Origin of the sequence: Bacillus sonorensis NBRC 101234 = KCTC 13918, assembly GCF_001592005.1 — a bacterium.
In the GTDB taxonomy this organism is placed as follows: Bacteria; Bacillota; Bacilli; order Bacillales; family Bacillaceae; genus Bacillus; species Bacillus sonorensis.
On sequence record NZ_BCVZ01000001.1, the window covers coordinates 248,071 to 273,043 of the forward strand.

General features: G+C 45.5%; 25 protein-coding genes. 7 read left to right on the plus strand and 18 right to left on the minus strand.

The annotated features are described in order from the left end of the window. Positions 1–79 precede the first annotated feature (79 nt). The 5 genes from BTR1S_RS01200 to BTR1S_RS01220 form a co-directional block, all read right to left on the minus strand. A complete protein-coding gene (locus BTR1S_RS01200; RefSeq protein ID WP_029419660.1) occupies positions 80–451 on the minus strand; it encodes a DUF423 domain-containing protein in 372 nt (123 codons plus the stop codon). Positions 452–516: 65 nt separating this feature from the next. Next, positions 517–1,818, minus strand: a complete 1,302-nt coding sequence (locus BTR1S_RS01205) for a purine/pyrimidine permease (protein ID WP_029419661.1) — start codon at positions 1,816–1,818, stop codon at positions 517–519. A 34-nt stretch (positions 1,819–1,852) separates the two neighbouring features. Further along, on the minus strand, positions 1,853–2,155 hold the full coding sequence (locus BTR1S_RS01210) for a YwdI family protein (protein WP_006639493.1): 303 nt from the start codon (positions 2,153–2,155) through the stop codon (positions 1,853–1,855). Between the two features lie 311 nt (positions 2,156–2,466). Further along, positions 2,467–3,162, minus strand: a complete 696-nt coding sequence (locus tag BTR1S_RS01215) for a uracil-DNA glycosylase (RefSeq protein ID WP_006639494.1) — start codon at positions 3,160–3,162, stop codon at positions 2,467–2,469. A 19-nt stretch (positions 3,163–3,181) separates the two neighbouring features. Beyond that, positions 3,182–3,997: a glycosyltransferase family 2 protein gene (locus tag BTR1S_RS01220; RefSeq protein ID WP_029419662.1), complete on the minus strand. Its 816-nt coding sequence runs from the start codon at positions 3,995–3,997 to the stop codon at positions 3,182–3,184. A gap of 238 nt (positions 3,998–4,235) precedes the next feature. Here BTR1S_RS01220 and BTR1S_RS01225 point away from each other — a divergent pair, with 238 nt between their 5' ends. Further along, entirely contained in the window at positions 4,236–5,048 is an 813-nt protein-coding gene (locus BTR1S_RS01225) for a bifunctional hydroxymethylpyrimidine kinase/phosphomethylpyrimidine kinase (protein WP_006639496.1), read from the plus strand. Between the two features lie 31 nt (positions 5,049–5,079). Here BTR1S_RS01225 and BTR1S_RS01230 read toward each other — a convergent pair whose 3' ends face one another. The 5 genes from BTR1S_RS01230 to BTR1S_RS01250 all read right to left on the minus strand — a co-directional run bounded on the left by BTR1S_RS01230 (position 5,080) and on the right by BTR1S_RS01250 (position 9,679). After that, entirely contained in the window at positions 5,080–5,349 is a 270-nt protein-coding gene (locus BTR1S_RS01230; RefSeq protein ID WP_006639497.1) for a hypothetical protein, read from the minus strand. 82 nt (positions 5,350–5,431) lie between these two features. Further along, entirely contained in the window at positions 5,432–6,871 is a 1,440-nt protein-coding gene (locus BTR1S_RS01235) for a sucrose-6-phosphate hydrolase (RefSeq protein WP_006639498.1), read from the minus strand. A 15-nt stretch (positions 6,872–6,886) separates the two neighbouring features. Beyond that, positions 6,887–8,269, minus strand: coding sequence for a sucrose-specific PTS transporter subunit IIBC (locus BTR1S_RS01240; protein ID WP_029419663.1), 1,383 nt, complete (start codon positions 8,267–8,269; stop codon positions 6,887–6,889). 252 nt (positions 8,270–8,521) lie between these two features. Further along, positions 8,522–9,352 carry a PRD domain-containing protein gene (locus BTR1S_RS01245; protein WP_006639500.1) on the minus strand — a complete coding sequence of 277 codons (831 nt, stop codon included), beginning with the start codon at positions 9,350–9,352 and terminating at the stop codon, positions 8,522–8,524. A gap of 42 nt (positions 9,353–9,394) precedes the next feature. Then, positions 9,395–9,679 (minus strand): hypothetical protein, encoded by a 285-nt coding sequence (locus tag BTR1S_RS01250; RefSeq protein WP_006639501.1) that lies wholly within the window; start codon positions 9,677–9,679, stop codon positions 9,395–9,397. A 466-nt stretch (positions 9,680–10,145) separates the two neighbouring features. On the opposite strand from BTR1S_RS01250, the gene BTR1S_RS01255 reads away from it, so the two are divergent. Beyond that, positions 10,146–12,566 (plus strand): S8 family peptidase, encoded by a 2,421-nt coding sequence (locus tag BTR1S_RS01255; protein ID WP_029419664.1) that lies wholly within the window; start codon positions 10,146–10,148, stop codon positions 12,564–12,566. Positions 12,567–12,699: 133 nt separating this feature from the next. Further along, the gene (locus tag BTR1S_RS01260) at positions 12,700–12,948 is read left to right on the plus strand and encodes a hypothetical protein (protein ID WP_029419665.1); all 249 of its coding nucleotides are present in this window, start codon (positions 12,700–12,702) and stop codon (positions 12,946–12,948) included. A 2-nt stretch (positions 12,949–12,950) separates the two neighbouring features. On the opposite strand, the gene BTR1S_RS01265 is transcribed toward BTR1S_RS01260, so the two are convergent. Next, on the minus strand, positions 12,951–13,952 hold the full coding sequence (locus tag BTR1S_RS01265) for an LLM class flavin-dependent oxidoreductase (protein WP_029419666.1): 1,002 nt from the start codon (positions 13,950–13,952) through the stop codon (positions 12,951–12,953). Positions 13,953–14,031: 79 nt separating this feature from the next. Between BTR1S_RS01265 and BTR1S_RS22680 the strand changes: the two genes are divergently transcribed. Next, a complete protein-coding gene (locus BTR1S_RS22680; RefSeq protein WP_006639505.1) occupies positions 14,032–14,175 on the plus strand; it encodes a hypothetical protein in 144 nt (47 codons plus the stop codon). 75 nt (positions 14,176–14,250) lie between these two features. Here BTR1S_RS22680 and nfsA read toward each other — a convergent pair whose 3' ends face one another. After that, positions 14,251–15,000, minus strand: a complete 750-nt coding sequence (gene nfsA, locus BTR1S_RS01270; protein WP_029419667.1) for an oxygen-insensitive NADPH nitroreductase — start codon at positions 14,998–15,000, stop codon at positions 14,251–14,253. A 140-nt stretch (positions 15,001–15,140) separates the two neighbouring features. Here nfsA and BTR1S_RS01275 point away from each other — a divergent pair, with 140 nt between their 5' ends. Next, positions 15,141–16,322, plus strand: coding sequence for a M20 family metallopeptidase (locus BTR1S_RS01275; RefSeq protein ID WP_169802083.1), 1,182 nt, complete (start codon positions 15,141–15,143; stop codon positions 16,320–16,322). A gap of 31 nt (positions 16,323–16,353) precedes the next feature. Here the strand turns inward: BTR1S_RS01275 and rodA (BTR1S_RS01280) are convergent, their stop codons facing one another. Next, positions 16,354–17,523, minus strand: coding sequence for a cell shape-determining peptidoglycan glycosyltransferase RodA (gene rodA / locus BTR1S_RS01280; RefSeq protein ID WP_006639508.1), 1,170 nt, complete (start codon positions 17,521–17,523; stop codon positions 16,354–16,356). Between the two features lie 142 nt (positions 17,524–17,665). Continuing rightward, complete coding sequence (gene rodA, locus BTR1S_RS01290; RefSeq protein ID WP_006639509.1) at positions 17,666–18,850, minus strand: cell shape-determining peptidoglycan glycosyltransferase RodA; 1,185 nt, start codon at positions 18,848–18,850, stop codon at positions 17,666–17,668. A gap of 299 nt (positions 18,851–19,149) precedes the next feature. On the opposite strand from rodA (BTR1S_RS01290), the gene BTR1S_RS01295 reads away from it, so the two are divergent. Both BTR1S_RS01295 and BTR1S_RS01300 read left to right on the plus strand, forming a co-directional pair. Continuing rightward, positions 19,150–20,505, plus strand: a complete 1,356-nt coding sequence (locus BTR1S_RS01295) for a YjiH family protein (protein ID WP_081723768.1) — start codon at positions 19,150–19,152, stop codon at positions 20,503–20,505. Positions 20,506–20,803: 298 nt separating this feature from the next. After that, a complete protein-coding gene (locus BTR1S_RS01300; protein WP_029419671.1) occupies positions 20,804–21,064 on the plus strand; it encodes a spore morphogenesis/germination protein YwcE in 261 nt (86 codons plus the stop codon). 100 nt (positions 21,065–21,164) lie between these two features. Here BTR1S_RS01300 and BTR1S_RS01305 read toward each other — a convergent pair whose 3' ends face one another. The 4 genes from BTR1S_RS01305 to qoxB all read right to left on the minus strand — a co-directional run bounded on the left by BTR1S_RS01305 (position 21,165) and on the right by qoxB (position 24,965). Beyond that, a complete protein-coding gene (locus BTR1S_RS01305; RefSeq protein WP_006639512.1) occupies positions 21,165–21,614 on the minus strand; it encodes a GNAT family N-acetyltransferase in 450 nt (149 codons plus the stop codon). A gap of 407 nt (positions 21,615–22,021) precedes the next feature. Then, entirely contained in the window at positions 22,022–22,387 is a 366-nt protein-coding gene (qoxD, locus tag BTR1S_RS01310) for a cytochrome aa3 quinol oxidase subunit IV (RefSeq protein ID WP_006639513.1), read from the minus strand. Beyond that, complete coding sequence (gene qoxC / locus BTR1S_RS01315; RefSeq protein ID WP_006639514.1) at positions 22,387–23,001, minus strand: cytochrome aa3 quinol oxidase subunit III; 615 nt, start codon at positions 22,999–23,001, stop codon at positions 22,387–22,389. The genes qoxD and qoxC overlap by 1 nt, the downstream gene beginning before the upstream one ends. Positions 23,002–23,015: 14 nt before the next feature. Beyond that, positions 23,016–24,965 (minus strand): cytochrome aa3 quinol oxidase subunit I, encoded by a 1,950-nt coding sequence (gene qoxB / locus BTR1S_RS01320; RefSeq protein WP_029419672.1) that lies wholly within the window; start codon positions 24,963–24,965, stop codon positions 23,016–23,018. Between the last annotated feature and the right edge of the window lie 8 nt (positions 24,966–24,973).

Below are 24,973 nucleotides of genomic sequence, written 5' to 3' on the forward strand. Positions count from 1 at the left end.
ATTAAATTTATCATGAATCAGTTTTCGTTAAAATAATAAAAGCCAATCCTTTAAAAGGATCGGCTTCTAAAAAAGTGAACTATAAATATTTGACCGCCGACACAACGACCATAATCCATGCCGCGATGAAGGCCACTCCCCCCAGCGGAGTGACGGCGCCGAGGACGCTGATTTGCGTAAGGCTGAGGACATATAAACTTCCAGAAAACAAGATGATCCCCGCAAACATCAGCCAGCCCGCAGCCGTTATGCTTCCGGTGCCCGTCAGCCTGCCGGCAATAAGGGCGATCGCGATCAGTCCGAGTGCGTGGTACATATGATATTGCACACCCGTTTGCCAGATTTGCAGATATTTCTCAGGAATTTTGCCTTCAAGCCCATGAGCTCCAAACGCTCCCAAGGCAACTGCAAGCATTGCATTTATAGAACCTAAAATTAAAAATAATTTCATGATCAATCGCCCGCCTTTCTCTTCTCATCATAGCGTACATGCCCAGGATTTCAACTTTGACAACATTATGACACGATATTGTCAAATTTCTTTTTTCTCAACTGAATCTGCTCCACAGCGATGGCCACAACCGTCCCAAGGACAAGCCCGTTGCTTAAAATCGAAACAAAAACAGGGTGCATCCCTTCTAACGCACTCTCAGGGACAAACATAACGCCGACCCCGGCCAAAAGCGCGATCCCGGCGACAAAACGGACACGGCCGATGTCACTTTTGCCATAGGAATCAAATTCGGAAAATGCCAGCCCGACCATCGTTGAAAACACGACAAAGTTGACCGCAAATCCGACAGGTGACGGGAGGCTTGCAAATACATTCATAATAAATGGAAAAAAACTGATGAAAACCACAATAAAACTCCCGAGCAAAAACGGCTTTCTAGATGACATTCGCGTCGTTTGAATAAAACCTGCCGCTCCCGAAATCGGCACCGTCCCTACAGCGCCAAAGAGGCCGCTCAGCAAATGGCCGGCCGCGGCGATGAAACCCGCCGGACGGGACCGTTTTTTTTCTTCAAGCTTTTCAAACTGCTTAACCGCCCCTTCCACAACACGGATGCTGGCCAGCATATTAACGATCAGCAAAACCGTGATAAACAAAGATGTGACGACTAGACCGCTGTCAAACACCGGCATTCCGAAAGGGAAAATTTCAGGCCAAAGAAAGAACTCATCGGCATGTTCTGCCGGCTTTGCAGCGCCGAAAACGGCAAACAACACCCAGCCGCCGAAAAGCGCAATTAATATCGAATACTGCTTAAGAAACATCACATTTGACCTGCTCATAAAAAACGTCGCCAGCATAATGGCTACAGCAAGCAAAAAAACGGGAACGTCAATCTCGTTTTTGCGATAGCCGATTCCCATGACCCCTTTCACAATCGGTTCGCTCAGCTGCATGACCAACAGCAGCAGATAAATTCCGGTGACGACAGGAGTAAACAATACAGCCAGCTTATCTATAATCTTAAACAAGCTAAATATAAAAAAGAAAACCGCGCTTAACAGCATTGCCCCCTGAAGCGCTTGAAGCGTCTCGGCATAAGCGGCGAAGACGGTGCCCGTAAGTCCCGCATAAATCGTATAGACTCCCCACCAGAGTCCGGCCGGACTCTCATTAATCGGTAAGCGGTGCCCGGTCAGGCATTGGATAAAGGCAGTCGTTCCCAGCACGAAAAACGTGCTTTGAATCAGTCCGGCTGTCTCGGCTTGATTCAGTTCGAATGACTGTCCGATTGCTATTGGCACCACGATGGAAGACGCGATGATGAACGCCGTCCACTGTAAAGCCCCGAAAAGCAGTTTCAAGTTTATCAACCTCTCTTTTTAAAAAACGAACGTCCTAGAAATCAAAAATTGAGTCTCCGTTGCCGTCTTCCTTCTTATCCAGCTTCTCCTGTTTTTGATATTTTTCGGCGCCGGCCGTACCCATCATTTTTTCCAGCATCAGCTGATCGCCTGACGGCTTCGCGGGCTGGACATAGGGGGAAGGCTGAACAGCCGGCCGCTGCGGCTCGACGATGACATCACAAAGAGAACGGATGACGGCTACATGCATTTTCAGCTCGTTCTCCTGCTGGCAGCTCTTTGCTTTTTTCAATTCATCCTCTATCTTCTGAAGCAGACTTGATATATGTATGTTCATGAATTGGAACCTCCAAACCGTTTTCGATTTCCACTTCATTTTATCAAATTACAATCGCTTATGCAGAACGCACTTTTCATTTTTCAGCGTCAACATCTTTTTTCCGGCTGAACTCTTCCCTGGTTCCGTCCCCTAAAACAAAATCATTTATCTTCCAATCAACTTAAAAAGCGTTTTTCATATTAAGTCAGACGTTGACAGTAAAATAGCGTTCACACATAATGAAAAAAAGCGCCGGGACGAAAACGGTTTCATTTTCAAGCGGATCAACCGGGACGGATGGATCGGCATAAGCAAAGAACCGCCTGTCTTCAGCGGTTCTCCAGTTTTTCTAGGCTCGGAATAGCCCAGTCGATCGGCTCTTCGTTTATTTTCTCCAAATATTGATTTGCCCTTGAAAACGGCCTGCTTCCAAAAAACCCGTTTCTTGCTGAGAATGGGCTCGGGTGAGGCGACTGAATGATAAAGTGCCTTGTCGTATCAATTCTCTCCTTCTTCATTTGGGCATGGCGGCCCCAGAGAATAAAGACAACCGGTTTTTCTCTTTTATTCAAAACGTCGATCACGCTGTCAGTCAGTCTTTCCCATCCTTTTCCTTTATGGGAATTCGCCTGGCCCCGCCTAACAGTCAAAACCGTGTTTAACAGCAGGACGCCCTGCTTGGCCCAGCTTACGAGCGATCCGTGGTTCGGTATTTCACAACCGATGTCTTGCTGAAGCTCTATGAATATATTTTTTAAAGAAGGCGGCGGATTCACGCCGGGCTTTACGGAAAAGCTCAAGCCGTGCGCCTGTCCCGGTCCGTGGTACGGATCCTGGCCAAGAATGACGACCTTCACCTTTTCATATGAAGTGTAATGCAAAGCGTTATAAATGTCGTTCGGTTCAGGATAGACCGTTTGCTCTGAATACTCTTTTTTCAGCATTTCCCTAAGCTCTTGATAATACGGCTTTTCAAACTCTTGATGCAGCTGCTCCCACCAGCTGTCATTCAAAATCTGCTTCAACGGTTCAACCTCCCTGCAGTTATACTGAACTTACGCTGACAAGCCTTGAAATGACAGGCTCTCCGTCCCATACGATTTGACTCTCGGCCTCTCTTTTTCTCATAGCCGGTTCTGTCAGAAGCACGAAAAAGTTTTTCGTCGGCAGCTTGCCAAGCTGATGCTTTTCACTCAGTACGTCCAAATAATGCTGCCTCTTTCCGCCCAGATCGCCCGACTGATTGTCCCCTTGCGCTGAAAAAGCATAGATGACGCCCGCCGCGGGTACCCTTTTGACATGAAACCTTTCTGCTGCACGCAGAAAAAAGTCCCAATCCCAATAATTGTGCACGGCTGGATCAAAATAGCCGATTTCGCTGTGAAGAGATCGTTTATACATGCTTCCTGAAGGGACATATGTAGAAAATTTCCTCATTTCCTCCAATTCAAACGTATAAGCGAAAAGATGGCGGCTTGTCGGGATTCTAACATCCCCTTTTCTTTCAAAGGAAACAATTTCAGCATCTGAATACACAAAATCTGCTGTTTCAAGCGCCTTTGCCATTCGTTCCATATGGCACGGAGTGAAAAAATCATCATCATCACACAGCATAATAACATCTCCGGCCGCTTCTTTCACCCCTATATTTCTCGCTTTCACATGTTTTACATTTTCCTCCAGATGAAGCGCCTTGATCGGAAGGTCTGAGTACAGGTGCTGTACAAAATCGACTTTCTCGCCGGCGTCGTTTACGATAATGACTTCATATGGCTTAATGGATTGTCTTGCAATAGATTCAAGCAGTTCACACAAAGCGGGGAGCCGATTGTGTGTCACAATTACGATTGAAATCTTCATGTTGGTTTATTGAGCGCTCCTTCATATTTCATTTTATTTCTATTAAATCATAAAGCGAACGATTTCACATGAATCAAAAGGCGCCCTGGTTTTTTATGCTGGCGGAAGGACCGCTTTACCAGACCGAAAGCAGGCATTTTTCATTTCAGTCATTTCATTGTACTCTGATGAAAAGCTGTCTATAATAAAAACTATACCAATCTAAGGATGGAATCTCTTCGATGGAGGCTTGACAAACATGACAATGCACAAAGCGCTGACAATCGCCGGCTCTGATTCAAGCGGAGGCGCCGGAATACAAGCGGATTTAAAAACATTTCAGGAAAAAAATGTTTACGGAATGACGGCCTTGACCGTTATCGTCGCCATGGACCCGGAAAACAGCTGGGATCATCAGGTGTTCCCGGTGGATACGGATATCATCCGGGCACAGCTGGCTACCATCGCGGACGGAATCGGCGTCGATGCGATGAAGACGGGAATGCTTCCTACGGTTGACATTATCGAACTTGCGGCAAAGACGATTAAAGAACACAATATGAAAAATGTCGTCATTGATCCGGTTATGGTTTGCAAGGGAGCAAACGAAGTATTGTACCCTGAGCATGCGAAGGCTTTGCGGGAGCTCTTGGCGCCTCTTGCAACGGTCATTACGCCAAACCTTTTTGAAGCCGGACAACTCAGCGGCCTGGGAGAAATAAAAACCATTGAACAAATGAAAGAAGCAGCAAAAGCGATTCATGACCTTGGCGCAAAACACGTCCTCATTACCGGTGGAGGCAAGCTGGATCATGAAAAAGCGGTCGACGTTTTATTCGACGGACGGGAAGCAGAAGTAATCGAAGGGGAAAAAATCGACACCCCTTACACCCATGGCGCAGGCTGCACCTACTCAGCTGCGATAACGGCCGAACTTGCAAAAGGGTCAAGCGTAAAAGAAGCCATTTATTCTGCTAAAGAATTCATCACGGAAGCCATTCGCGAATCATTCCGTCTAAATGAATATATCGGACCGACAAAACACTCCGCCCTCCGGCTCAGCGGAAAATAAAAGAACCCCTTTTAATGGGGTTCTTTACACATCATCCGTCCTGTTTTGCATGGACATTTCTCGCCGATGATTTTAAAAACGCTTCAATTGATTCTACAAAAAGAGCATATTCTTTCATTTGCTCATAAGTGCCTGAAAGGATCTCTTTTACTTTTTCCTTGGACATTGTTTGCTCATCAATGTCACTGATCAGCTTCTTCATCTGAAGGAGCAAATCATTGTATTCTTCCCTCGTATCCTCGATATGATCTGCTATTTTTTTCAGCTGCTTTGCTGTCAATTTCTGCTCACTTCGATCCAATAGAACAACCCCTTTGCAACTTGTACAGTATCTAAAAAAAGCATATCATAAAGGGAATTTACGGGGAATAAAAAACGCTCCTTTATGCAATCGTCCAAGATGACACATTCATTATGATTTCTTTTCTTCCAGAAATCCAGACATGATTATTTCCCGGGGAAGGAAAATATCGAGCTGTAAACACTTCTTCTCCCCCGTTTACGAAAATTTCAACGGAAGAGGCGTCCAAAAAGATGTTTAGATCCTTAAGCCCGGCAATGCGGCAATGTCTCGCTTCCGTCCTCTCATCAACATAGCTCTGTCTTTCCAAAGTCAAAACGCCTTCCGCTTTTCTGTAAATAAGGCGGGCCGCTCCTCGAAAAGATATCTCAAACCCTTCTTCAATATACTGCGGAACGAGCAAAATCTCGGCTTTTTCCGGACTTACAATATCAAGCATTTCAGCATCCTGTTTAAGGGATATTTGAACGCTATTTCCATTCTGCCGCAGCGTTCTCAGTTCTTGAACCGGTTTTTGAATAAGCCTGTTATTCTCCAAAGTTAATTCCCTGGGCAATGTCATACAATGGACCCATTCATACGGAATCGTCGGATGGCTTTGTTCGCCTTGATCAGGGACGCCCATCCAGGCGATTAAAATCCGCCGGCCTGATTCATCCTGTGTCGTCTGCGGCGCATAGAAATCAAAGCCGCGGTCCAGCTCTTCAAATTCTCCATGTCGAAATTCCGGTTTTCGTTCATCTAACTTACCGACAAAATATCCGGACTGATAAACATTTTGAAAGCGGAAGCCTTCAGCTTCCAGGCCTTGGGGGCAGACAATCAGGACATCTTTTCCTCCCAGAGTGATCATATCCGGACATTCCCACATATAGCCGAATTCATCAAGCTGGGCTGTATGAGAACCGGTAATATCGCCGAGAAATGACCATTCCGTCAAATTTTCAGAAGAGAACAGCACCGCCCTTCCTTCAAGCCGCTCTGTCTGCGCACCGAGCACCATATACCAGCGTCCGTTTTTTTTCCATACTTTTGGATCGCGAAAATGGGCTGTGTATCCTTCAGGGAGCCTTGCGACGACTCCCTGCTTTTCAAATGTAATGCCATCTTTGGAAACGGCAAGGCATTGGTATGTCTCGCGATTTCCTTCCTCATCCCTGACATTCCCTGTATAGAAAACATGCAACAAGCCGTTCTCATCAATTGCGCTGCCCGAATAGCATCCGTTTTGATCATACCAATCGCTTGGCGTGAGGGCGATCTCTTCATGGCGCCAGTGAACAAGGTCTGCGGAAGAATAATGGCCCCAAAACTTGGCCCCGTGGCCTGTTTTAAAAGGCATCCACTGATAAAAAAGGTGATAAGTGCCCTTCCAATGAATGAAACCGTTTGGATCATTCAGCAGTCCGACAGGCGGCATGATGTGATAATGCAAGCGGTATGGATCCTGATTGACAAGGGGCTGATATGTTTCAACCCTTTCCATAGCTTGCCGGCGTAGTTCCTGATCCTGAAGATTCATGAATGTTGCCCCTCCTTAGTTCTTCTTTTCATCCTCTTTGATTCCTAATACAAACGCTGTAATAAAGGCTGTGAAAACGGCAATGCCCATTCCGATTAAATAGTTGATGAGGTTTGCTGTTCCAAATGGCGCTGCGATCGCAATCATCGGAATCCCCGTTAAACCGTAAGCGTTTGCGGCAACATTTGTAAAGACGACATACGCTCCGCCGAGTGCGCCTCCCGCCATTGCACCGATGAACGGCTTACGGTAGCGAAGGTTGACTCCGAAGATGACCGGTTCTGTAATGCCGAGAAACGCCGAGAACGCAGCAGGCAAAGCGATTTCTTTTGTTTTAGCCCGTTTTGCCAGGAAAAATACGGCGAGACCTGCACCGCCTTGGGCGACATTGGCCATAGACCAGATCGGAAGCAGATAGTTGCGTCCAATATCTGCGATGAGGCCGGCCTCAATCGCATGGAAGCTGTGATGAACCCCTGTTAATACGATAAGGGAGTATGCCCCGCCGAAAATCAGTCCGGCAACAGGACCGGCATGGTCGTATACAAAGGTTAGAACATTCGTTATGCCTGTACCAAGCCCTCTTCCTAATGGTCCAATCACAATAAACGCGATGAATCCCGTTGAAATAATGGTTAAGAATGGCGTGACTAAAAGATCGATTGCATTCGGAACAATCTTTCTTGTCCACTTCTCAATTTTACTCATCACATAGACAGCCAGCAAAATTGGAATAACTGTTCCTTGATACCCCAGCATCTCAATAGGCATGCCGAGGAAATTCAACACTTCAGGTTTCGCTTCAGCGAGACCCCAAGGATTCAGCAGGCTTGGGTGAATCAAGATTCCCCCGATGACAGCCCCAAGATACGGGTTTCCGCCAAATTCCTTCGCCGCACTGACACCGATCAGAATCGGAAGAATAATAAATGCCGCACTTGAAAACATATCAAGCAGCTTAAACAGCGCAGAGTCAGGGCTTACCCATTGGAAGGCTTTCATCATTCCCAAGAGCCCCATCAATAAACCGCTTGCAACAATAGCCGGGATGATCGGCACAAAAATGTTTGACAGCGTTTTCGCGAAACGCGCCAGCGGATTCATTTTCTGTTTGGCTGCTTCATTATGCTGAACCGTTTCTTTTTGATCGAGCTGAAGCATTTTGGCAAATTGTTCATATACTTTATTGACAAGCCCTGTTCCAAAAATAATCTGGTATTGGCCTGAGCTGGAAAAGGCGCCTTTTACGCCGTCAAGCGCTTCCACCTTTTCCTGATCAATTTTTGATTCATCTTTGATGACCAGGCGCAGTCTAGTTGCACAATGGGCTGCGCTTATAATATTGTCTTCCCCGCCAAGCAGATCAATGAGACGTTCGGCAATTTCTTTGTGATTCATGATGACTCCTCCTTTTTTGTTTAAAAAAAAGCAGAAAAGACCTAAAATTCACCAACGAATAGAGGACGCATCTTCCCCATTCATTTGAGCAAATTTTAGGTCTTGCCTGCTTTACCAGTCACAATCCCCGGTATTTTGTTTTTTTAATACGCTTTCATTTTATTATGTGATAACGCTTTCGTCAACTCATTTTTTACGATTTATGTGAAATTTGGCCTAAAAAAAGCCTGATCGCGCGAACATCAGGCGGTATCACAGACGGGAATCATGTAAACGCTGGACATGCAGCGTAATATAGCCAATCTCCGATTCCGGGAGATGAAGATCATATTCAGTTTTTACGTAATCCGCCAACCCTTCAGCACAACGGTAGCTTTCAGGATACTTTTGCCGGATGAAATAAAGCATGTCATCGTCCATGACATGAAATGCCTCATTGGATTCCAGCCGATTGACCGCATACCTTAAATGCGTAACAAGCCGTTGATATGAAATGCTGTTTTCATCAATCGTCCGATTGAAGCAGCACTCGATCTTTTCAATCAATTCCTTGATGATCGTGGTGTATTTAAGCGTTTTCTGCATGTTTTCCGCATCCATTTTTGCGGTATGGATATGCAGCGCAATATACCCCGCTTCATCATCAGGCAAATCGACACCCAGTTTCTCTTTTATCAAGCCGATTGCCCAGAGGCCGATCTCATATTCTTTTTTATAAAGCGCTTTGATTTCATTTAATAATTTATTTTGAATCACAAATCCTTTGCGGATTCGCTCAATTGCAAATGATAAATGATCCACAAGGGCGATGTGGATATGGTCGCTCAGCGGTGCGGACAGCTGCCCTTCCGCATAGCTGATAATCTCTTCGGCAGCTTCAATATGTTCTTCCGGAAGTGTTTCGAGGATTTGTTTAAACTTTTCGTTTTCTTCATGAATGGTAAAAATCTTTTCCACCTTTTGTTTCAAGATGGGATCATTTTTGCCTTTTTGAAAAGCGATACCAGGCCCCATGACAATCTTTTCTTGACCATCCTCCTTTATAATTGCTGCATTATTGTTCAACACTTTATAGATTTTCACGGCTGTCACCCACTTCTCATTATGAGTGGGATTTTACCTTGTTTATGTTCTCATGTAAAGTTCAGGTCCGGCTCTCACCCGTTTTGACGTTTTTTTGCAAGCTGCGGGGGCCCTTTCTTTCGCCATATCATCAAGCATTACCCGCCTCCACTCAAAAATATCGGCCTGTTTCCTTTCTGCATGCTGCGAAAAGGCACCGGAAAACGCCTCCGCCTGCTGGTATGTACTTGCGATCCTTCTGAAAATCTCCTGGCTGCCGTTGGCGGGAATCACCCAATTCAGCAGCAAGGCTGTCCACATTTTAAAAAAAGCAATAATACCCTTCACACGTATCCCTCCAGTTTCAATTTTGTAAAACTAGCAACTCTATTAAACTTCTGACACTATCTTATCCCAGCAAAATGAAAATGTTTGTCACAATGTGAGTGAAAAAAGATTCTAGTTTTTAGAAGTTTTGTTGAAAACTGAAGGAATCGGATCAAAAAGAGAATCCACAGGCTTTTTGAACTTATTCACAGATTATCCTAAAGATAAACACATCATACCCACAATACATATCCACATATCCACATAATTATTCAACATTTAGTACAAGAACACATATTCCCTACTATATCTATACACAGATTTATTAACATATTCACAATAAATTGTGTATAAACCTGAATAACCACAAACCATTTCATTGAATATATGAAAATTATTTCTATATATAGAAGGATTTTTTCGAAAATAAGAGAATATTTAAAAAGTTTCTAACTCTTAGTATCACATTTAAAAGGGGGATATCGTATTGAAAAAAGGTCTTATCCGCTATTCCATTTTTGCTTTCATTCTATTTTTCACTTTATCTACATTCCTCACCGGAGTTCAGGCAAAAACAATGTCCAAAAAAGCTTCTCCGGAACTTGAGAAAGCCGAAATCTTTGGAGATATTGACGTGACATCCGATAAACTGACAACAGTCATCGTTGAATTAAAAGAGAAATCGATTGCTGAAGCAAAAGCTGAGGGGGAGAAGCAAACTAAAGCCTCTTTAAAAACGGTGCGCAGCAAAGTGAAAGACGAGGCCTTCAAAAAGGTGAAGAAGGCCAAAATCAAGCGGGAATACGACCGGGTTTTTTCCGGATTTTCCATGAAGCTGCCTGCAAGTGAAATTCCAAAGCTTCTTTCGGTCAAAGCGGTTAAAGCTGTCTATCCAAACGCGACATACAAACCGGACAATATAAAGAAAAAAAGCGCTGCACTTGCTGCGGACGCCATTTATCCACAAATGGATAAAAGCGCCCCATACATCGGTGCGGATCAGGCTTGGAAATCAGGATACACCGGAAAAGGCATCAAAGTAGCCGTCATTGACACCGGTGTTGATTATACACACCCTGATCTGAAGAAAAATTTCGGGCCTTACAAAGGGTATGACTTTGTGGATAATGACTACGATCCACAGGAAACGCCGAACGGAGATCCCCGCGGAGAATCAACTGACCATGGCACACATGTTGCAGGCACGATCGCAGCAAACGGCCAAATCAAGGGTGTGGCGCCTGAAGCTACTCTCCTTGCATACCGCGTCCTGGGACCAGGAGGTTCCGGAACAACTGAAAATGTCATCGCAGGTATCGAAAAGGCCGTGGCAGACGGAGCGAAAGTCATGAACCTTTCCTTAGGCAATTCGCTCAACAGCCCTGATTACGCGACGAGCATCGCGCTTGACTGGGCGATGTCTGAAGGCGTAACCGCCGTTACATCAAATGGCAACAGCGGACCGGAAAACTGGACGGTCGGATCTCCCGGAACCTCGAGGGAGGCGATTTCTGTAGGCGCCTCACAGCTTCCGTATCATGAATACGCAGTAACATTCGCCTCCTATGGGACAGCGAAAGTGATGGGATATGATGAAGAAAAAGACCTTCAGGCATTGAGCAACCAAGAAGTTGAGCTTGTTGACGCAGGACTTGGACAAGCCGACGATTTCGCCGGAAAGGATGTAAAAGGCAAAGTGGCTGTGATCCAAAGGGGCGCTATTGCGTTTGTGGATAAAGCCGAAAACGCTAAAAAAGCCGGGGCTGTCGGAGTTGTAGTCTACAATAATGTGCCCGGTGAAATTGATGCCAATGTAGTCGGCCTGGCCGTTCCGACGATCAAGCTCTCAAAAGAAGAAGGGGAGAGTCTCGTTCAGGAAATAAAAGCGGGGAAACGTTCGGCCGTCTTTTCGTTCACCCTGGAAAAGGAGCTTGGCGAAACGATCGCATCATTTTCATCGCGCGGACCTGTGATGGACACCTGGATGATTAAGCCGGATGTCGCGGCACCGGGTGTTAATATCGTCAGTACGGTTCCAACGCACGATCCGAATAACCCTTACGGCTACGCCTCAATGCAGGGAACCAGCATGGCTTCGCCTCATGTGGCCGGAACGGCGGCGATTGTAAAACAGGCAAAACCGGACTGGACGCCGGAGCAAATAAAAGCCGTCCTCATGAACACAGCGGAAAAATTAACGGATGAAAACGGAAAGCTCTACCCCCACAATACGCAAGGGGCGGGCAGCATTCGGATCATGGATGCTTTGCAGGCTACATCAATCGTTGCACCTGGCAGCCATTCCTACGGAACATTCATGAAGGATAAAGGAAAACAGACGAAAAAACAAACCATTACTATCGATAACCTTTCATCCTATCGAAAAGCCTATCAGCTTGAATATTCTTTTAAAGGGCAGGGCATATCGGTAAAAGGAACGGAACAGGTCGTCATCCCTGCAAAGAAAACAGGAAAGGCGGCTGCCAGTGTAACCGTCAATTCGGCAAAAACGAAAGCGGGGACTTATGAAGGAACCGTCTATGTCCGCGAAGGAGGCAAAAAAGTTGCCGAAATCCCGACTCTGTTAATCGTCAAAGAACCTGACTATCCTCGTGTTACATCGGTAACCGTCGAACCGGGAGCAGCGCAGGGAACATATTCGGTTGAAGCCTATCTTCCAGGAGGAGCCGAAGAGCTGGCATTTCTCGTTTATGACAAAAACCTCGAATTTATCGGACAGGCCGCTGTCTATAAAAACCAGGGAAAAGGCTACCAATCCTATCAATGGAACGGCAAAATCAATGGTTCTTCCGCTCTTAAGCCGGGCGAGTATTACATGCTCGCTTATGCCTCTGCAAAGGGGAAATCAAGCTACGTTCTGACGGAAGAACCGTTTATCGTCGAATAATGACAAGCCTTGTTGAGAGCCACTCAACAAGGCTTTTTTATGTTAAAATACGGATAATGGAAATCCCTCGCGTTCACGGGAGAAACCTCTTCTCTTCAAAACGTGAAAAAAGCTACCGGAGGGCTTTGTATATATGCTTCCATTTCTCATATTATTCGGTTTGTCCTTCATGACTGTCTGCTTTATCTGTTTCACGTTTTTTTATGTCATCATCAACGTGCAAAAACAGCAGCCGCATCCTTTTCAGAAAGCGGCGGAGCAAACGGTCGATACCGTCCTCCTCATCCCGCTGAGCTGGCTGTTTACAGCTGTATATATATGCGGCCTGTTCATTCTCCTCCCGGCCCGCTATCTGTTGAACATCTTTCAGCAGAAGCGATAATGTTAGTTTTGAAACGCTTCAGCCAAAAGCCTGTATGACGTCAGTTTATCTTGAAAGTCGTGCGTGATCGTCACCGCCATGATTTCTTCGGTTCCGTATGCCTCAGCCAGTTTCAGCAGCTGTTTTTTCACCTGCCCGCGAGTACCGATCACCATGCGTTTCCGGTTGTCTTCGATTCTCTTCTTCTCATAAGGCGAATACTGATATGACAGGGCCGTGTCCAAAGATGGAAAACCTTCTGTCACCATTCCCTGCTCATTCGCCAGTAAAGAATAATCAAGACTTTTGGCAAGCCGCTCCGCCGCTTCTTCCGTCTCCGCGCAAAGGACAAATACGGCGACGGTCGATCTCGGTTGATCTCCCAGTATGGAAGGCTTGAACCTTTCTTTATAAAGCCGGACCGCATCTTCTCCCCCTTCACCGTTTATAAACTGGGCAAAAGTGTAGGAGGCGCCGACCTGTGCGGCAAGCTTCGCACTTTCCCCTGATGAACCAAGCAGCCATACATCCGGCGCCGAACCGACCTTCGGAGATGCGGTAAGATTTGGAAAGCGATGGTGCTCATCGGCTTGATCGTATAAATATGTAACCAGATCCCCGATTTGCTCAGGATACCTGTCAGCTCCGCGTCTGCCGCCGTCCTGCAGGGCCATCGAAGCAATCGGCATGCCCCCCGGCGCCCGTCCGAGTCCGGCATCGATCCTGCCTGGCGCAAGGCCTTCCAAAACACGAAAGTTTTCCGCCACTTTATAAGCACTGTAATGCGGGAGCATAACCCCTCCCGAGCCTATGCGGATTTTCTCTGTCTTGGCCGCAAGATAGCTCATGAGGACTTCCGGGCTTGAGCCTGCAAGGTTTCTTGAAAAATGGTGCTCAGAAACCCAAAATCTTTTATATCCGAGCTTCTCGGCCATTTTGGCAAGCTCAACCGTCTGTTGTAAAGCAGTTTCAGGCGTGCTTCCTTCAGCAACAGGCGATTGGTCCAATATACTTAAAGAGATCATATTCTTTCACTCCAGTTTACTTTTTTAGCTGAAAAAGAAATAATAGTATCAAGTGAATATTAAAGGAGCATAAGGATTGATGAATGAGAAAGAGCCAACACAAAAACCTGACGCCCCACATGAAGAAGAAAACTTTGCAAAAGGCTGTCTATTCGGAATCCTTTTTAGCCTTCCGATTTGGTTTATTGTTTATCTTCTGATCAAGCATTTCATCATCAAGTAGAGACAAGGCATACGACAAGGCCGCCGACACGATCGGCAGCCTTTTGCTTTGAAAGGGGAGGTTTTGGCCGCCCCTTTATCTTTTATTAAATCCTTTTTCTTTCACAAATTGATTCATATATGTTCGTTTCGGTTCTTTTAGATGTTGGGTGATTTGCTCAGTCCACTTGTCTGTCCGCTTGCCGCCTGTCCTGTTTTGATAATAGCTTGAAATGGTTTCGTCATATTCGGACAAATGCTTATGAAAGTCCTGCTCATCCAGGTTGTAGGTATTTTCATGATAAATATGTTCAAGCGGCAGCCTTGGCTTTTTCGCAGACGGATTGGCCGGATGGCCGACGACAAAGCCGAACAGCGGAAGCACGTATTCAGGCGTTTTCAGTATCTCAGCGACTTTATCCAGATCGTTTCGAATTCCGCCGATATAGCAGATGCCGAGCCCCATCGATTCAGCAGCAACCGCCATATTCTGAGCTGCGAGCGCCGCGTCAATGACGCTGACCATAAATGTTTCCGTTCCTTCCAGAGCAGCCTTAACATCTTCTCCTCTGTCGCGGGACACTTTATCATGGCGATAAAGATCTGCACAAAAAACAAACAGATGGCCGTTTTTCTCGACATACGGCTGGTTGCCGGCCAAAGCCGCAAGTTCGCGTTTTTTGCCCTGATCAGTCACGCCGATAATTGAATAAGCCTGAATATAGCTTGACGTCGATGCGCATTGAGCGCTTTCCACGAGCAAACGAATCTCTTCATCTGTCAGGAGCTGATCTGTGAAAGACCTGATCGAACGGTGATTTAATATCGTTTCAATCGTTTGATTCATCTTCCTACCTCCTCTTCATCTTTATCATATCCAATATCTGCTTCTCTCTAAAGCAAAACGGCTTATCCGCCTGAAAAAGAGTTCTTTTTCTTATGTTAAAATGATAGAATCATCTTAATATTTTTGAATCGGAAAGGAAGATGACGGTGGATTCCTTAATGAAAGAACTTGATGATTTATATCCGGAAATGGTCGAGCTCAGAAGACATTTTCACCAATACCCAGAGCTGTCCCATCAAGAGGTGGAGACACCGCTGACCATTGCAAACTATTTGAAAAACCTCGGAATCGAAGTAAGAACAAATGTCGGCGGACAAGGGGTCGTCGGTGTGATCAGAGGGGAACGGCCGGGAAGAACGGCCGCCCTCAGGGCCGACTTTGATGCGCTCCCCATACAGGATCAAAAAGATGTGCCATACCGGTCAACAGTCCCCGGTGTCATGCACGCCTGCGGCCATGATGCACATACTTCCGCCCTCTTGATCGCCGCAAAAGCGCTAAGCAGACACCGGCAGCATCTAAAAGGAAACATCGTCCTGATCCACCAGTTTGGTGAAGAGGTCACACCAGGCGGGGCAAAGCCGATGATTGAAGACGGCTGCCTGGACGGAGTGGACGCCATCTTCGGCACCCACATTTGGGCTCCTATGCCGCTTGGCCAAGTCGGGATAAAGCCGGGGGCCATAATGGCGGCGGCGGACAAATTTACCATCACGATTACCGGCCGCGGCGGACACGGAGGCGCGCCTCACCTGACTGCAGACGCCTTGCTGACGGGAGCTTCCGTCGTCAGTCACCTTCAGCAGATCGTCAGCCGCAGAATAGATCCGACTGAGGCGGCAGTCATTTCAATCGGAACATTCCATTCCGGCCAGGCTTTTAACGTCATTGCTGAAGAGGCCGTGATTGAAGGAACGGTGCGCACCTTTTCGAAACAGGTTCAGGAGACGGTCATCACCGAGATGGAGCGCGTCATTAAAGGCGTTTGCGACAGCAATGGAGCGTCCTTCAAGTTCGACTATGAAAAGGGCTACCCGCCCGTCATCAACCATGAAAAGGAAACAGGCATTGTTCGGGAATGCGCGAAGGAGATTGTTGGCGAAGAGGCCGTTATCGAGCTTGCACCCAATATGATCGGCGAAGATTTTTCCTATTATCTTGAACGCGTCCCGGGATCATTCTTTTTTACAGGGGCGGGAAATCAAACGACGGAAGCGGTCTATCCGCACCATCATCCGAAGTTTGATATTGATGAAAGAGCCATGCTGAATGCAGCGAAGATCCTCGTGTCGTCGGCTCTTGAGTTTTTAGGCGAAAAGTAAAGACAGCCCGGACAGGCTGTCTTTTTTTCATTTATTTAAACATGTAGCCTTGATATTTCGTCAACTGGCAGCTCGCATTGTAGACGATCGCATACCCGATCAGCGCCGACAGGACAGAGCTCCCCCCATAGCTGATAAACAGCAAAGGAACACCTGTAACAGGCATCAATCCGATGTTCATTCCGATGTTCTGGAAGGCGTGAATGACGATTAAAGCCGTATACCCCACGCAGAAATACGAAGCAAACCTGTTGTAGGGATGAATCCTGTCGATTAATACGACAAGCCGGTAAATTAAGAGAAAGAACATGATAACCACAAATGTGCAGCCGATAAAACCAAAGCTCTCCCCGATCACGGAGAAAATAAAGTCTGTTTCGCCCTCAGGGACATACACTTTTAAATGGTTGATGCCGGTTCCGAAAATTTCTCCTGATCCGATCGCCGTCACAGCCTGTTCTGTCTGATATGTATCATTGGCCGACTGCTGGTTTGAATCGACCCACGTCATGACCCGATTGATCTGGTATTGTTTAATATGAAGTACATTTTCGGAAAAATCCGGAAAATTAATAACCAAAAACAATACAAGCAGGACAAGCGATATACCTGAACCGGCAATGATGGAAATCAACTTCCAGTTCACACCTGACAAAAACACCATGACGGCAACAAAAAACATGCAGATCCCCGCCGTCCCGGCATCCTGCATTAAAATTAATCCCACTGGCACAGCAGAGATCCCTGCGATTTTCAGCAATAGATAAACATCCTCGCGCAAGGACCGCGCACCCTTAGGAGTCGCTTTGGAAATCACAGAAGCCAGCATCATGATCAAGCCGATTTTCATGAATTCCGACGGCTGCAAAGTAATTGTTCCAAATTGAAACCAGCTCTTTGCCCCGTTCTTCACCGGCGCGATCGATGCCGGGCTGAATTTTAAAATGATCAGCAATGCGATTCCCATTATGAATACGTATATACTAAGCTTTTCAAGCTGCTCTAAATCAAAATAAAGAAAGCCGACAATAATTGAAATGCCAAGCATATAAAAAATCAATTGTTTTCCGGGATAGCCCAATAAAGAAAACGACGGCTGCGCAGCATAGACAGCCACTACACTAATGATTAAAAATGTGCTTAATATAAAAATTAAATCACCCTGGTAAAAGGGACTTGTATTATTTTTTTTCTGATTCATTATACCCCGCCTTACTTCATATCAAAAACAGCCATCTTTCATTATACATGAATCATGTCGAAGAATACATGAAAAGCGGGGTGTTACTCGAAACAATCGCTCCCCTATTTCAATCAAATAACAGCCTGAAAACATCAGACTGTTATTTAAACATATATCTTTGATATTTTGTTAATTGGCAACTCGCATTATAGACAATCGCAAAGCCGGTTAAAGTGGCGATGATAGAGCTTCCCCCGTAGCTGACCAAAAGCAGGGGCACGCCTGTCACCGGCATGATGCCGATGTTCATCCCGATGTTTTGAAATGTATGAATGACAATCAACGCAGTATAGCCGGCGCAGAAAAATGATGCGAACTTGCTAAACGGATGTATTCGGTCAATCAATACGACAAGCCGGTAAATTAAGAAGAAAAACATAATCACGACAAACGTACAGCCGACAAAACCGAAGCTTTCTCCGATGACGGCGAAAATAAAGTCTGTCTGCGCTTCAGGAACGTAGACTTGAAGATTGTCTACACCATTCCCAAATACCTTTCCGGAACCGATCGCCATTTGCGCCTTGTCAACCTGCATTTTATCATCGGCGTTCTGCTCACTCGGATTGACCCAGGTCATGACGCGGTTAATTTGATATTTCTCAATCCCGATGGATTCCGCTACGCTTGGGAAATGAATCATGACATATAAGATTAATGTAACTAAGGCGACGCCTGAACCAAATATAAGCGTGATTAACTTCCAGTTCACCCCCGACAGAAACACCATCACAAGGATGACAAACATAACGATTCCCGCGGTACCCGTATCCTGCTCCAAAATCAATCCGAAAGGAACAACGGCAATCCCGAAGATCTTTAACAGGAACATCATATCCTCTTTTATCGTCCGCTTTCCTTTTGGGCCGTATTTTGACATAAATGAAGCCAGATACATGATCAAGCCAATTTTCATAAACTCTGAAGGCTGCAGGGTAAATCCCGGAAGCATGAACCAGCTTTTGGCGCCATTGATCACCGGCGCAAAGCGATAGCCCCCGATATAGGAGGGGCTGAATTTCAACACGATCAGCATGATGATGCCGAGCAGGTAAAAATAAAAGCTGAGCTTTTCAAGCTGTTCCAGGTCAAAGTAGAGAAACACGATGATGATAAAGGCCCCCAGCAAATAATACAGGAACTGTTTCATTGCAAAAGGCTCATTATATTGGTTAAACTGCTGTGCGGCGTAAACCGCTACTATGCTGGTGATAAAAAATACAATAAAAGCAAAAATCAAATCACCTTGGTAAAAGGGATTTGTCATATTCTTTTTTTGATTCATTCAAAATCCCGCCCTTATTTCTGACACGATGAAATGGTATTAGAAAGACATATTGTCTTCCTCACAAATGATATGACGTACAAATGCACAAAATGTTTCGGGTGAATCGCACACAAAACATTCCTTTTTTTATTTTAAAGGATATTTCCAAGTATTGTCGAAGTTGATAAAGTCATTGATTTTTATTCTATTTGTATTAAAATGAGTAATGTTGCATAAAATTAAACTTTTGACAGCTGGCATGCTGTGAAAGTTGGGTGAAATATGCAGTACCACCAAAGCATAAGGAGTTTTGCATGTTGGAAAAAGCACTTCAAAAGCATAAAAAGCTTGATATTATAAAATTTCTGGTTCCTTCACTTATCGGAATTGCCCTGTTTATGATTCCGATTAAAGTCGGGAAGGATTTAACGATTCCGATTGCGGTTTTTTCAAATGGTCTGGAAAAACTGCTTCATGAACATCTGCCGTTCATCATGATGTTGATTGTTTCCGCAACATTTATCTTAACCTTTATCACCAAAACGTTTCATCCAACCATCATCAAAAAAAGCGAGTTTTTCTACAATCTGCTGAATGTGTCTGTATTCTGGTATGTCGTCCGGTTTTTCGGCATGGTATTTGCCGTCCTGACGTATTTCAAGATCGGACCTGAGGCGGTGTACGCAGAATCTACGGGCGGAACGTTATTGTTTAATTTATTGCCGGTTCTTTTTTCGGTTTTCTTGTTTGCCGGACTGTTTCTGCCTTTTCTGCTGAATTTCGGGCTGCTCGAATTATTCGGAGCATTGATGAAAAAACTGATGAGGCCGATCTTTAAGCTTCCCGGACGGTCTTCGATCGACTGTATGGCTTCATGGCTTGGAGACGGTACGATCGGCGTTCTGCTGACGAGCAAACAGTATGAAGACGGCTTTTATACGAAGCGTGAGGCCGCGATTATCGGGACGACTTTTTCCGTCGTCTCCATTACCTTTTGTCTCGTGATTATTTCACAAGTCGATCTTGCCGATATGTTTGTTCCGTTTTACTTAACGATCCTGCTGGCCGGTGTGGTCGCGGCGGTCGTATGTCCGCGGATTCCTCCTTTATCAAGGAAGCCTGATACCTACATTACAGATAAAGCCGATACAGACCAAGAAACAATTCCTGAAGGCTATACTCCTTTTGGATGGGGAATGAAACAGGCTGTTGAAAAAGCAAGACAGAATACGAGCGTAAAAGATTTTCTCAAAGAAGGCTCCAAAAATGTTCTCGACATGTGGATGGGTGTCGCTCCCGTCGTGATGGCGCTCGGGACAGCCGCATTGATCGTGGCTGAGTATACGCCGGTTTTCAAATGGCTCGGCATCCCGTTCATCCCGCTCCTTGAGCTGCTGCAGGTTCCTGAAGCGGCTGAGGCCTCTCAGACGCTCGTTGTCGGCTTTGCCGACATGTTTCTTCCCTCTGTTCTTGGAAGCGGCATTGAGAGCGAGATGACCCGTTTTATCATCGCCTGTTTGTCTGTTACTCAATTAATCTACATGTCTGAAGTCGGCGGCCTCTTGCTCGGATCGAAAATACCGGTGACATTCGTCGACTTGGTCTTGATTTTTATCGTTCGGACATTGATCACACTGCCTGTCATCGTGCTCTGCGCCCACTTTATTTTTTAAAGCAATAAATCCCTTGGCACCTGATGCCAAGGGATTTTTTTATGTCGTACGGACACGGCCGGCCTGTTCATCTCTTATTCTGCCCATTCTGTTCGCCCATTATGCCTACCGACAACATCAAAAAAATTGATTCAATAGTCGGGGTGGAAATTGCTTTCCAGTATGTATCATTTTTTTCAAGACGTGGTATAATGAATGTAACAAAATGTTCACAAAATATCCTCTAATTAGACACAATTTAAACGTCCAACCAACTTTTCATGACAGCGCTATCATTATTGAAAGGGGCTGAAAACGTATGGATATGTTTTTCGCTTACTTGCTGATTGCAAGCGCCACTCCGTTATTTTTATGGCTGGACAACAAAAAGGTTGCACTGTCTTCGATCCCGCCAATCATTTTAATGTGGGTATTTTTCTTCTTCTACATGACAAGCAGTCTTACTCCTACAGGACACTCTCTCATGATCGCACTCTTCATCATCAATGTCATCATTGCCCATATCGCTGCATTTTTGATTTACGGACTTCCATTGATCAAAAAAAGAATGAACCGCTAATGAAACGACAACCTAATGGGGCCGGTCTTAAAACCGCCCCTTTTTGTCGGCTTGGATTCAGTTTTATACGGAAATTCCTTCAGGATGGACAAAAGTTCATTTAGGTAAAATAAATCAGAGAGTAGAATCCATCCTCATCCGGATGTTCGTTTTCAAAAATATATCCCATCGATTGAAAGCATCTTAAGCAAATGTGGTGATCCTCTTCAATTCCGGCAAACCATTTCTTAACTTGACCCATCTCAGGCAAGCGCATCGCCCTTTTCATCATCGCTTTGCCGTATCCCTTTCCTCGCAAAAATGGATCGACCAAAAGAGCAATGTTCCCGGTGCAGTCCTCCTCCACCTCGACCATCACTGCCCCAACTGGTTTTCTTCCTTTTAGCGCCACCCATACCCAGTACTTTTCATTTTCTTGGGCGAATTTGTACCAGTCATCCAGCGGCAGCATGCCTTCAAGACGTCTTTTCACTTCAGCGTCTTTAAACCAGGTTTGCAGCCATTCAAGATCCTCTTTTTGAAAAGAACGAATCTCATCAATGTTATTCATGACTTTCCTCCTTGTTCCTCCGCCAATGTAATTTTCCGTGCTCAAATTTGTTCAAAAAGGCTTTACGCTGATATGTCGTGTAATTGATCTGTTGCATGCATAAGGAAGGCAAAAATCAGCATCATTCTTCACATCTCCTATTAAACCATCAAAATGCAGGGTCATACAAATTCGTGAATATGCAATGAATTGAAAGCGGCCAAAGGCGAATCATGAATCGCTAAAACCTGAAAACGCAGATGGACGTCGGGCCCATTCGACTTCAGCCTAAAACACGGACAATGTCAGGCTCTCTTTCGTACCCCGATTTGATAGACACAAAAAAAGAGTGCGGGTCTAAACAACCCACACTCTTTTGCCAACAGCAAAGCCTCTTCTATAAACAAGGGGGCTTTCGCTTTATTCAATTAATGTCCGCTGTGCTCAGAATGTTTTGCACCTGGAGATCCGCCTTCAGGGTTGTCTCCGTGATGGCTATGAGCGGCGAAGATCCAAATAGAACCGATAACAATTGCAATTGCGATAAATGCCGCGAACAATGTATTTCCGACTTGGATACTGCCGCTGTCGCTTTCGGTCATATGCATAAACATCAAGAGCTGCAATCCAGCCTGAATAATAGCAAATCCGAAAATAATCCACAGCTTGGCAGTCATGCTTAAATCGGTATAGATCACCCATAGGGCCAATAAGGTCAGCACAATGGACAACACAAACCCGACAATATGCTTCCAAGGAAAGTGGCTGTGTTCAGCTGATTGTTTTGCCGCCATTATACATTCACCAACCCTATCAAATAGACTCCGGTAAAGATAAAGATCCATACCACGTCTAAAAAGTGCCAATATAAGCTTGAAATAAACAATTTAGCAGAAGTTTGCGGTGTCAACCCGCGCTTTTTCGTCTGCAATAAAATACCGATGATCCAGAAGATACCGATCGACACGTGCGTTCCGTGTGTTCCAAGCAGGACAAAGAACGCCGACCAGAAAGCACTTGTTGATAAAGTGGCACCTTCATGTACATAATGTGTGAACTCCATAATCTCATAGCCTACAAAGCCTGCACCAAGCAGGAGTGTAATGATCATCCAGATCATCACACCTTTTAAGCTTCCCCGCCGCATTTCATGTACGGCGATGCCGCATGTGAAACTGCTCGTTAACAGCAGGAACGTCATGATTAAAACGAGCTTGGCGTCAAACAGCTCTGCAGGCAATACGCCTCCGGCTGTTCTGTTGTGAAGAACAGCATAGGTCGAAAACAGCGTAGAGAATAACGCAATTTCCGCTCCCAGAAAGATCCAAAAGCCGAGGATGTTTAATCTTCCTGTCTCAGACCGGTATTCCATAGGAGCATTAGAATTGCCGTGTTCTGCATGTTCCATCAATCGCGCCTCCTTTACTTGGCATTCTTTCGTTCAGTCTCTTTTATTTCCTCAACACTTACGTAGTAGCCATCATCATATTCAAATGAACGAAGAATCATACAGAGGAATACGCCGATAAGGCCGACGACTCCCATCCAATACCATTCAAAGACGAGTCCGAAGCCCGCAAATCCGAAGAATAGGGACATGATAAACGGACGGCCTGAGTTGCTCGGCATATGAATCTTCTTAAATTTGCTTTCGGGATGAATATCAACCTTGTCTTCTTTCATCTTCCAGAAAGCGTCAGGTGAATTGACTTCCGGAAGAACCGCAAAGTTGTAATGCGGCGGAATTGAAGAAGATGTAGCCCATTCAAGTGTACGGCCTTCTCCCCAGGCATCTCCGCTTTCCTCCCGTTTTGAATGGCGGAAGCTGTAGAAAATGTTATAGCAAAGAACGATGAATCCGGCAGCCATCAGCAATGCGCCAATTGTCGCAATCATGTTCAATGCGGTCCAGCCGTCTTCTGCTCCGTATGTGTAGATACGGCGCGGCATTCCTTGTAATCCCAAGAAATACATCGGGAAGAAACAGATGTTGAATCCGGTCATAAACAGCCAGAAGAACCATTTTCCGATGCGTTCGTTCAGCTTGTGGCCGAACATTTTCGGATACCAGAAGATAAATCCGGCAAAGCAAGCAAACACAGTACCCGCGATCAGCACATAGTGGAAGTGCGATACGAGGAAGTATGTGTTGTGATATTGATAATCCGCCGCAGCCATCGCAAGCATAACGCCTGTAACCCCGCCGATAACAAAGTTAGGAATAAATGCAAGCGACCACAGCATCGGCGTCGTGATTTTGATTCTGCCTCGATGCAGCGTCAGCAGCCAGTTAAATATTTTAACCCCGGTCGGCACGGAAATCGCCATCGTCGTAATTGAGAAGAACGAGTTGACCGACGCGCTGTTCCCCATCGTGAAGAAGTGGTGCAGCCACACGAGAAAGCTCAGCATGGAAATCGCCACGATGGAATAAACCATTGCTTTATAACCGAAAAGCTGTTTTCTCGCAAATGTGGCAATGATTTCTGAAAAAATACCGAAAGCAGGCAAGATAACGATATAAACTTCAGGATGCCCCCAAATCCAGAACAGGTTCGCCCAAAGCATCGGCATACCGCCGTTTTGCAAAGTGAAAAACGCAGTTCCGAACAAGCGGTCAAACGTCATCAGCGCCAAAGCCACTGTAAGAACAGGGAAAGCGAAAATGATAATGACCGAAGTAATCAGCGTTGTCCATGTAAACATCGGCATACGCCAAATCGTCATGCCTTTTGTACGCATTTTTAAGATCGTGACCATAAAGTTAATCCCGGTCAAAAGCGTACCAATCCCGGCGATTTGCAGTCCGAGCAGATAATAGTTCTGACCCGGCCCCGGGCTCATTTCATTGCCGGCAAGCGGCATGTATGCGGTCCATCCCGCATTTGGTGATCCTCCGATAACGAAGGAGATATTGAACAGCATGGCTCCGACCATAAAGGTCCAGAAGCTCAAGTTGTTCAGGTATGGAAAAGCAACATCGCGGGCCCCGATTTGGAGGGGAACCACAACGTTAATTAATCCGATTAAAAACGGCATTGCCATGAAGATGATCATGATCGTACCGTGAGTGGTGAAAACCTCATTATAGTGGTTAGAATCTAAAAAATGGTTATTAGGAAGCGCGAGCTGGGCACGCATCATTAATCCATCGACCCCACCGCGGAAAAACATAATGACCGCAGCGATAAGATACATAATACCCAATCGTTTATGGTCGACAGTGGTAATCCACTCTTTCCACAGCCATTTCCATTTTTTGAAGTATGTCAAAACAAAGACAATTGCAATTGTGGTAAGCAAAATGGAAATTTGTGCTCCAAGAATCAATGGATCACCTGTGACTATGAATTCGTCCCATTTCAAATTCATGCAAGCTT

Excerpts from the sequence above, each read along its gene's own strand:
- BTR1S_RS01200 (WP_029419660.1), bottom strand. The coding sequence starts at position 451 with ATGAAATTATTTTTAATTTTAGGTTCTATAAATGCAATGCTTGCAGTT.
- BTR1S_RS01210 (WP_006639493.1), bottom strand. The coding sequence starts at position 2,155 with ATGAACATACATATATCAAGTCTGCTTCAGAAGATAGAGGATGAATTG.
- BTR1S_RS01220 (WP_029419662.1), bottom strand. The coding sequence starts at position 3,997 with ATGAAGATTTCAATCGTAATTGTGACACACAATCGGCTCCCCGCTTTG.
- BTR1S_RS01225 (WP_006639496.1), top strand. The coding sequence starts at position 4,236 with ATGACAATGCACAAAGCGCTGACAATCGCCGGCTCTGATTCAAGCGGA.
- BTR1S_RS01235 (WP_006639498.1), bottom strand. The coding sequence starts at position 6,871 with ATGAATCTTCAGGATCAGGAACTACGCCGGCAAGCTATGGAAAGGGTT.
- BTR1S_RS01240 (WP_029419663.1), bottom strand. The coding sequence starts at position 8,269 with ATGAATCACAAAGAAATTGCCGAACGTCTCATTGATCTGCTTGGCGGG.
- BTR1S_RS01260 (WP_029419665.1), top strand. The coding sequence starts at position 12,700 with ATGCTTCCATTTCTCATATTATTCGGTTTGTCCTTCATGACTGTCTGC.
- BTR1S_RS01265 (WP_029419666.1), bottom strand. The coding sequence starts at position 13,952 with ATGATCTCTTTAAGTATATTGGACCAATCGCCTGTTGCTGAAGGAAGC.
- BTR1S_RS22680 (WP_006639505.1), top strand. The coding sequence starts at position 14,032 with ATGAATGAGAAAGAGCCAACACAAAAACCTGACGCCCCACATGAAGAA.
- nfsA (WP_029419667.1), bottom strand. The coding sequence starts at position 15,000 with ATGAATCAAACGATTGAAACGATATTAAATCACCGTTCGATCAGGTCT.
- BTR1S_RS01275 (WP_169802083.1), top strand. The coding sequence starts at position 15,141 with ATGACGGTGGATTCCTTAATGAAAGAACTTGATGATTTATATCCGGAA.
- rodA (WP_006639508.1), bottom strand. The coding sequence starts at position 17,523 with ATGAATCAGAAAAAAAATAATACAAGTCCCTTTTACCAGGGTGATTTA.
- rodA (WP_006639509.1), bottom strand. The coding sequence starts at position 18,850 with ATGAATCAAAAAAAGAATATGACAAATCCCTTTTACCAAGGTGATTTG.
- BTR1S_RS01300 (WP_029419671.1), top strand. The coding sequence starts at position 20,804 with ATGGATATGTTTTTCGCTTACTTGCTGATTGCAAGCGCCACTCCGTTA.
- BTR1S_RS01305 (WP_006639512.1), bottom strand. The coding sequence starts at position 21,614 with ATGAATAACATTGATGAGATTCGTTCTTTTCAAAAAGAGGATCTTGAA.
- qoxD (WP_006639513.1), bottom strand. The coding sequence starts at position 22,387 with ATGGCGGCAAAACAATCAGCTGAACACAGCCACTTTCCTTGGAAGCAT.
- qoxC (WP_006639514.1), bottom strand. The coding sequence starts at position 23,001 with ATGGAACATGCAGAACACGGCAATTCTAATGCTCCTATGGAATACCGG.
- qoxB (WP_029419672.1), bottom strand. The coding sequence starts at position 24,965 with ATGAATTTGAAATGGGACGAATTCATAGTCACAGGTGATCCATTGATT.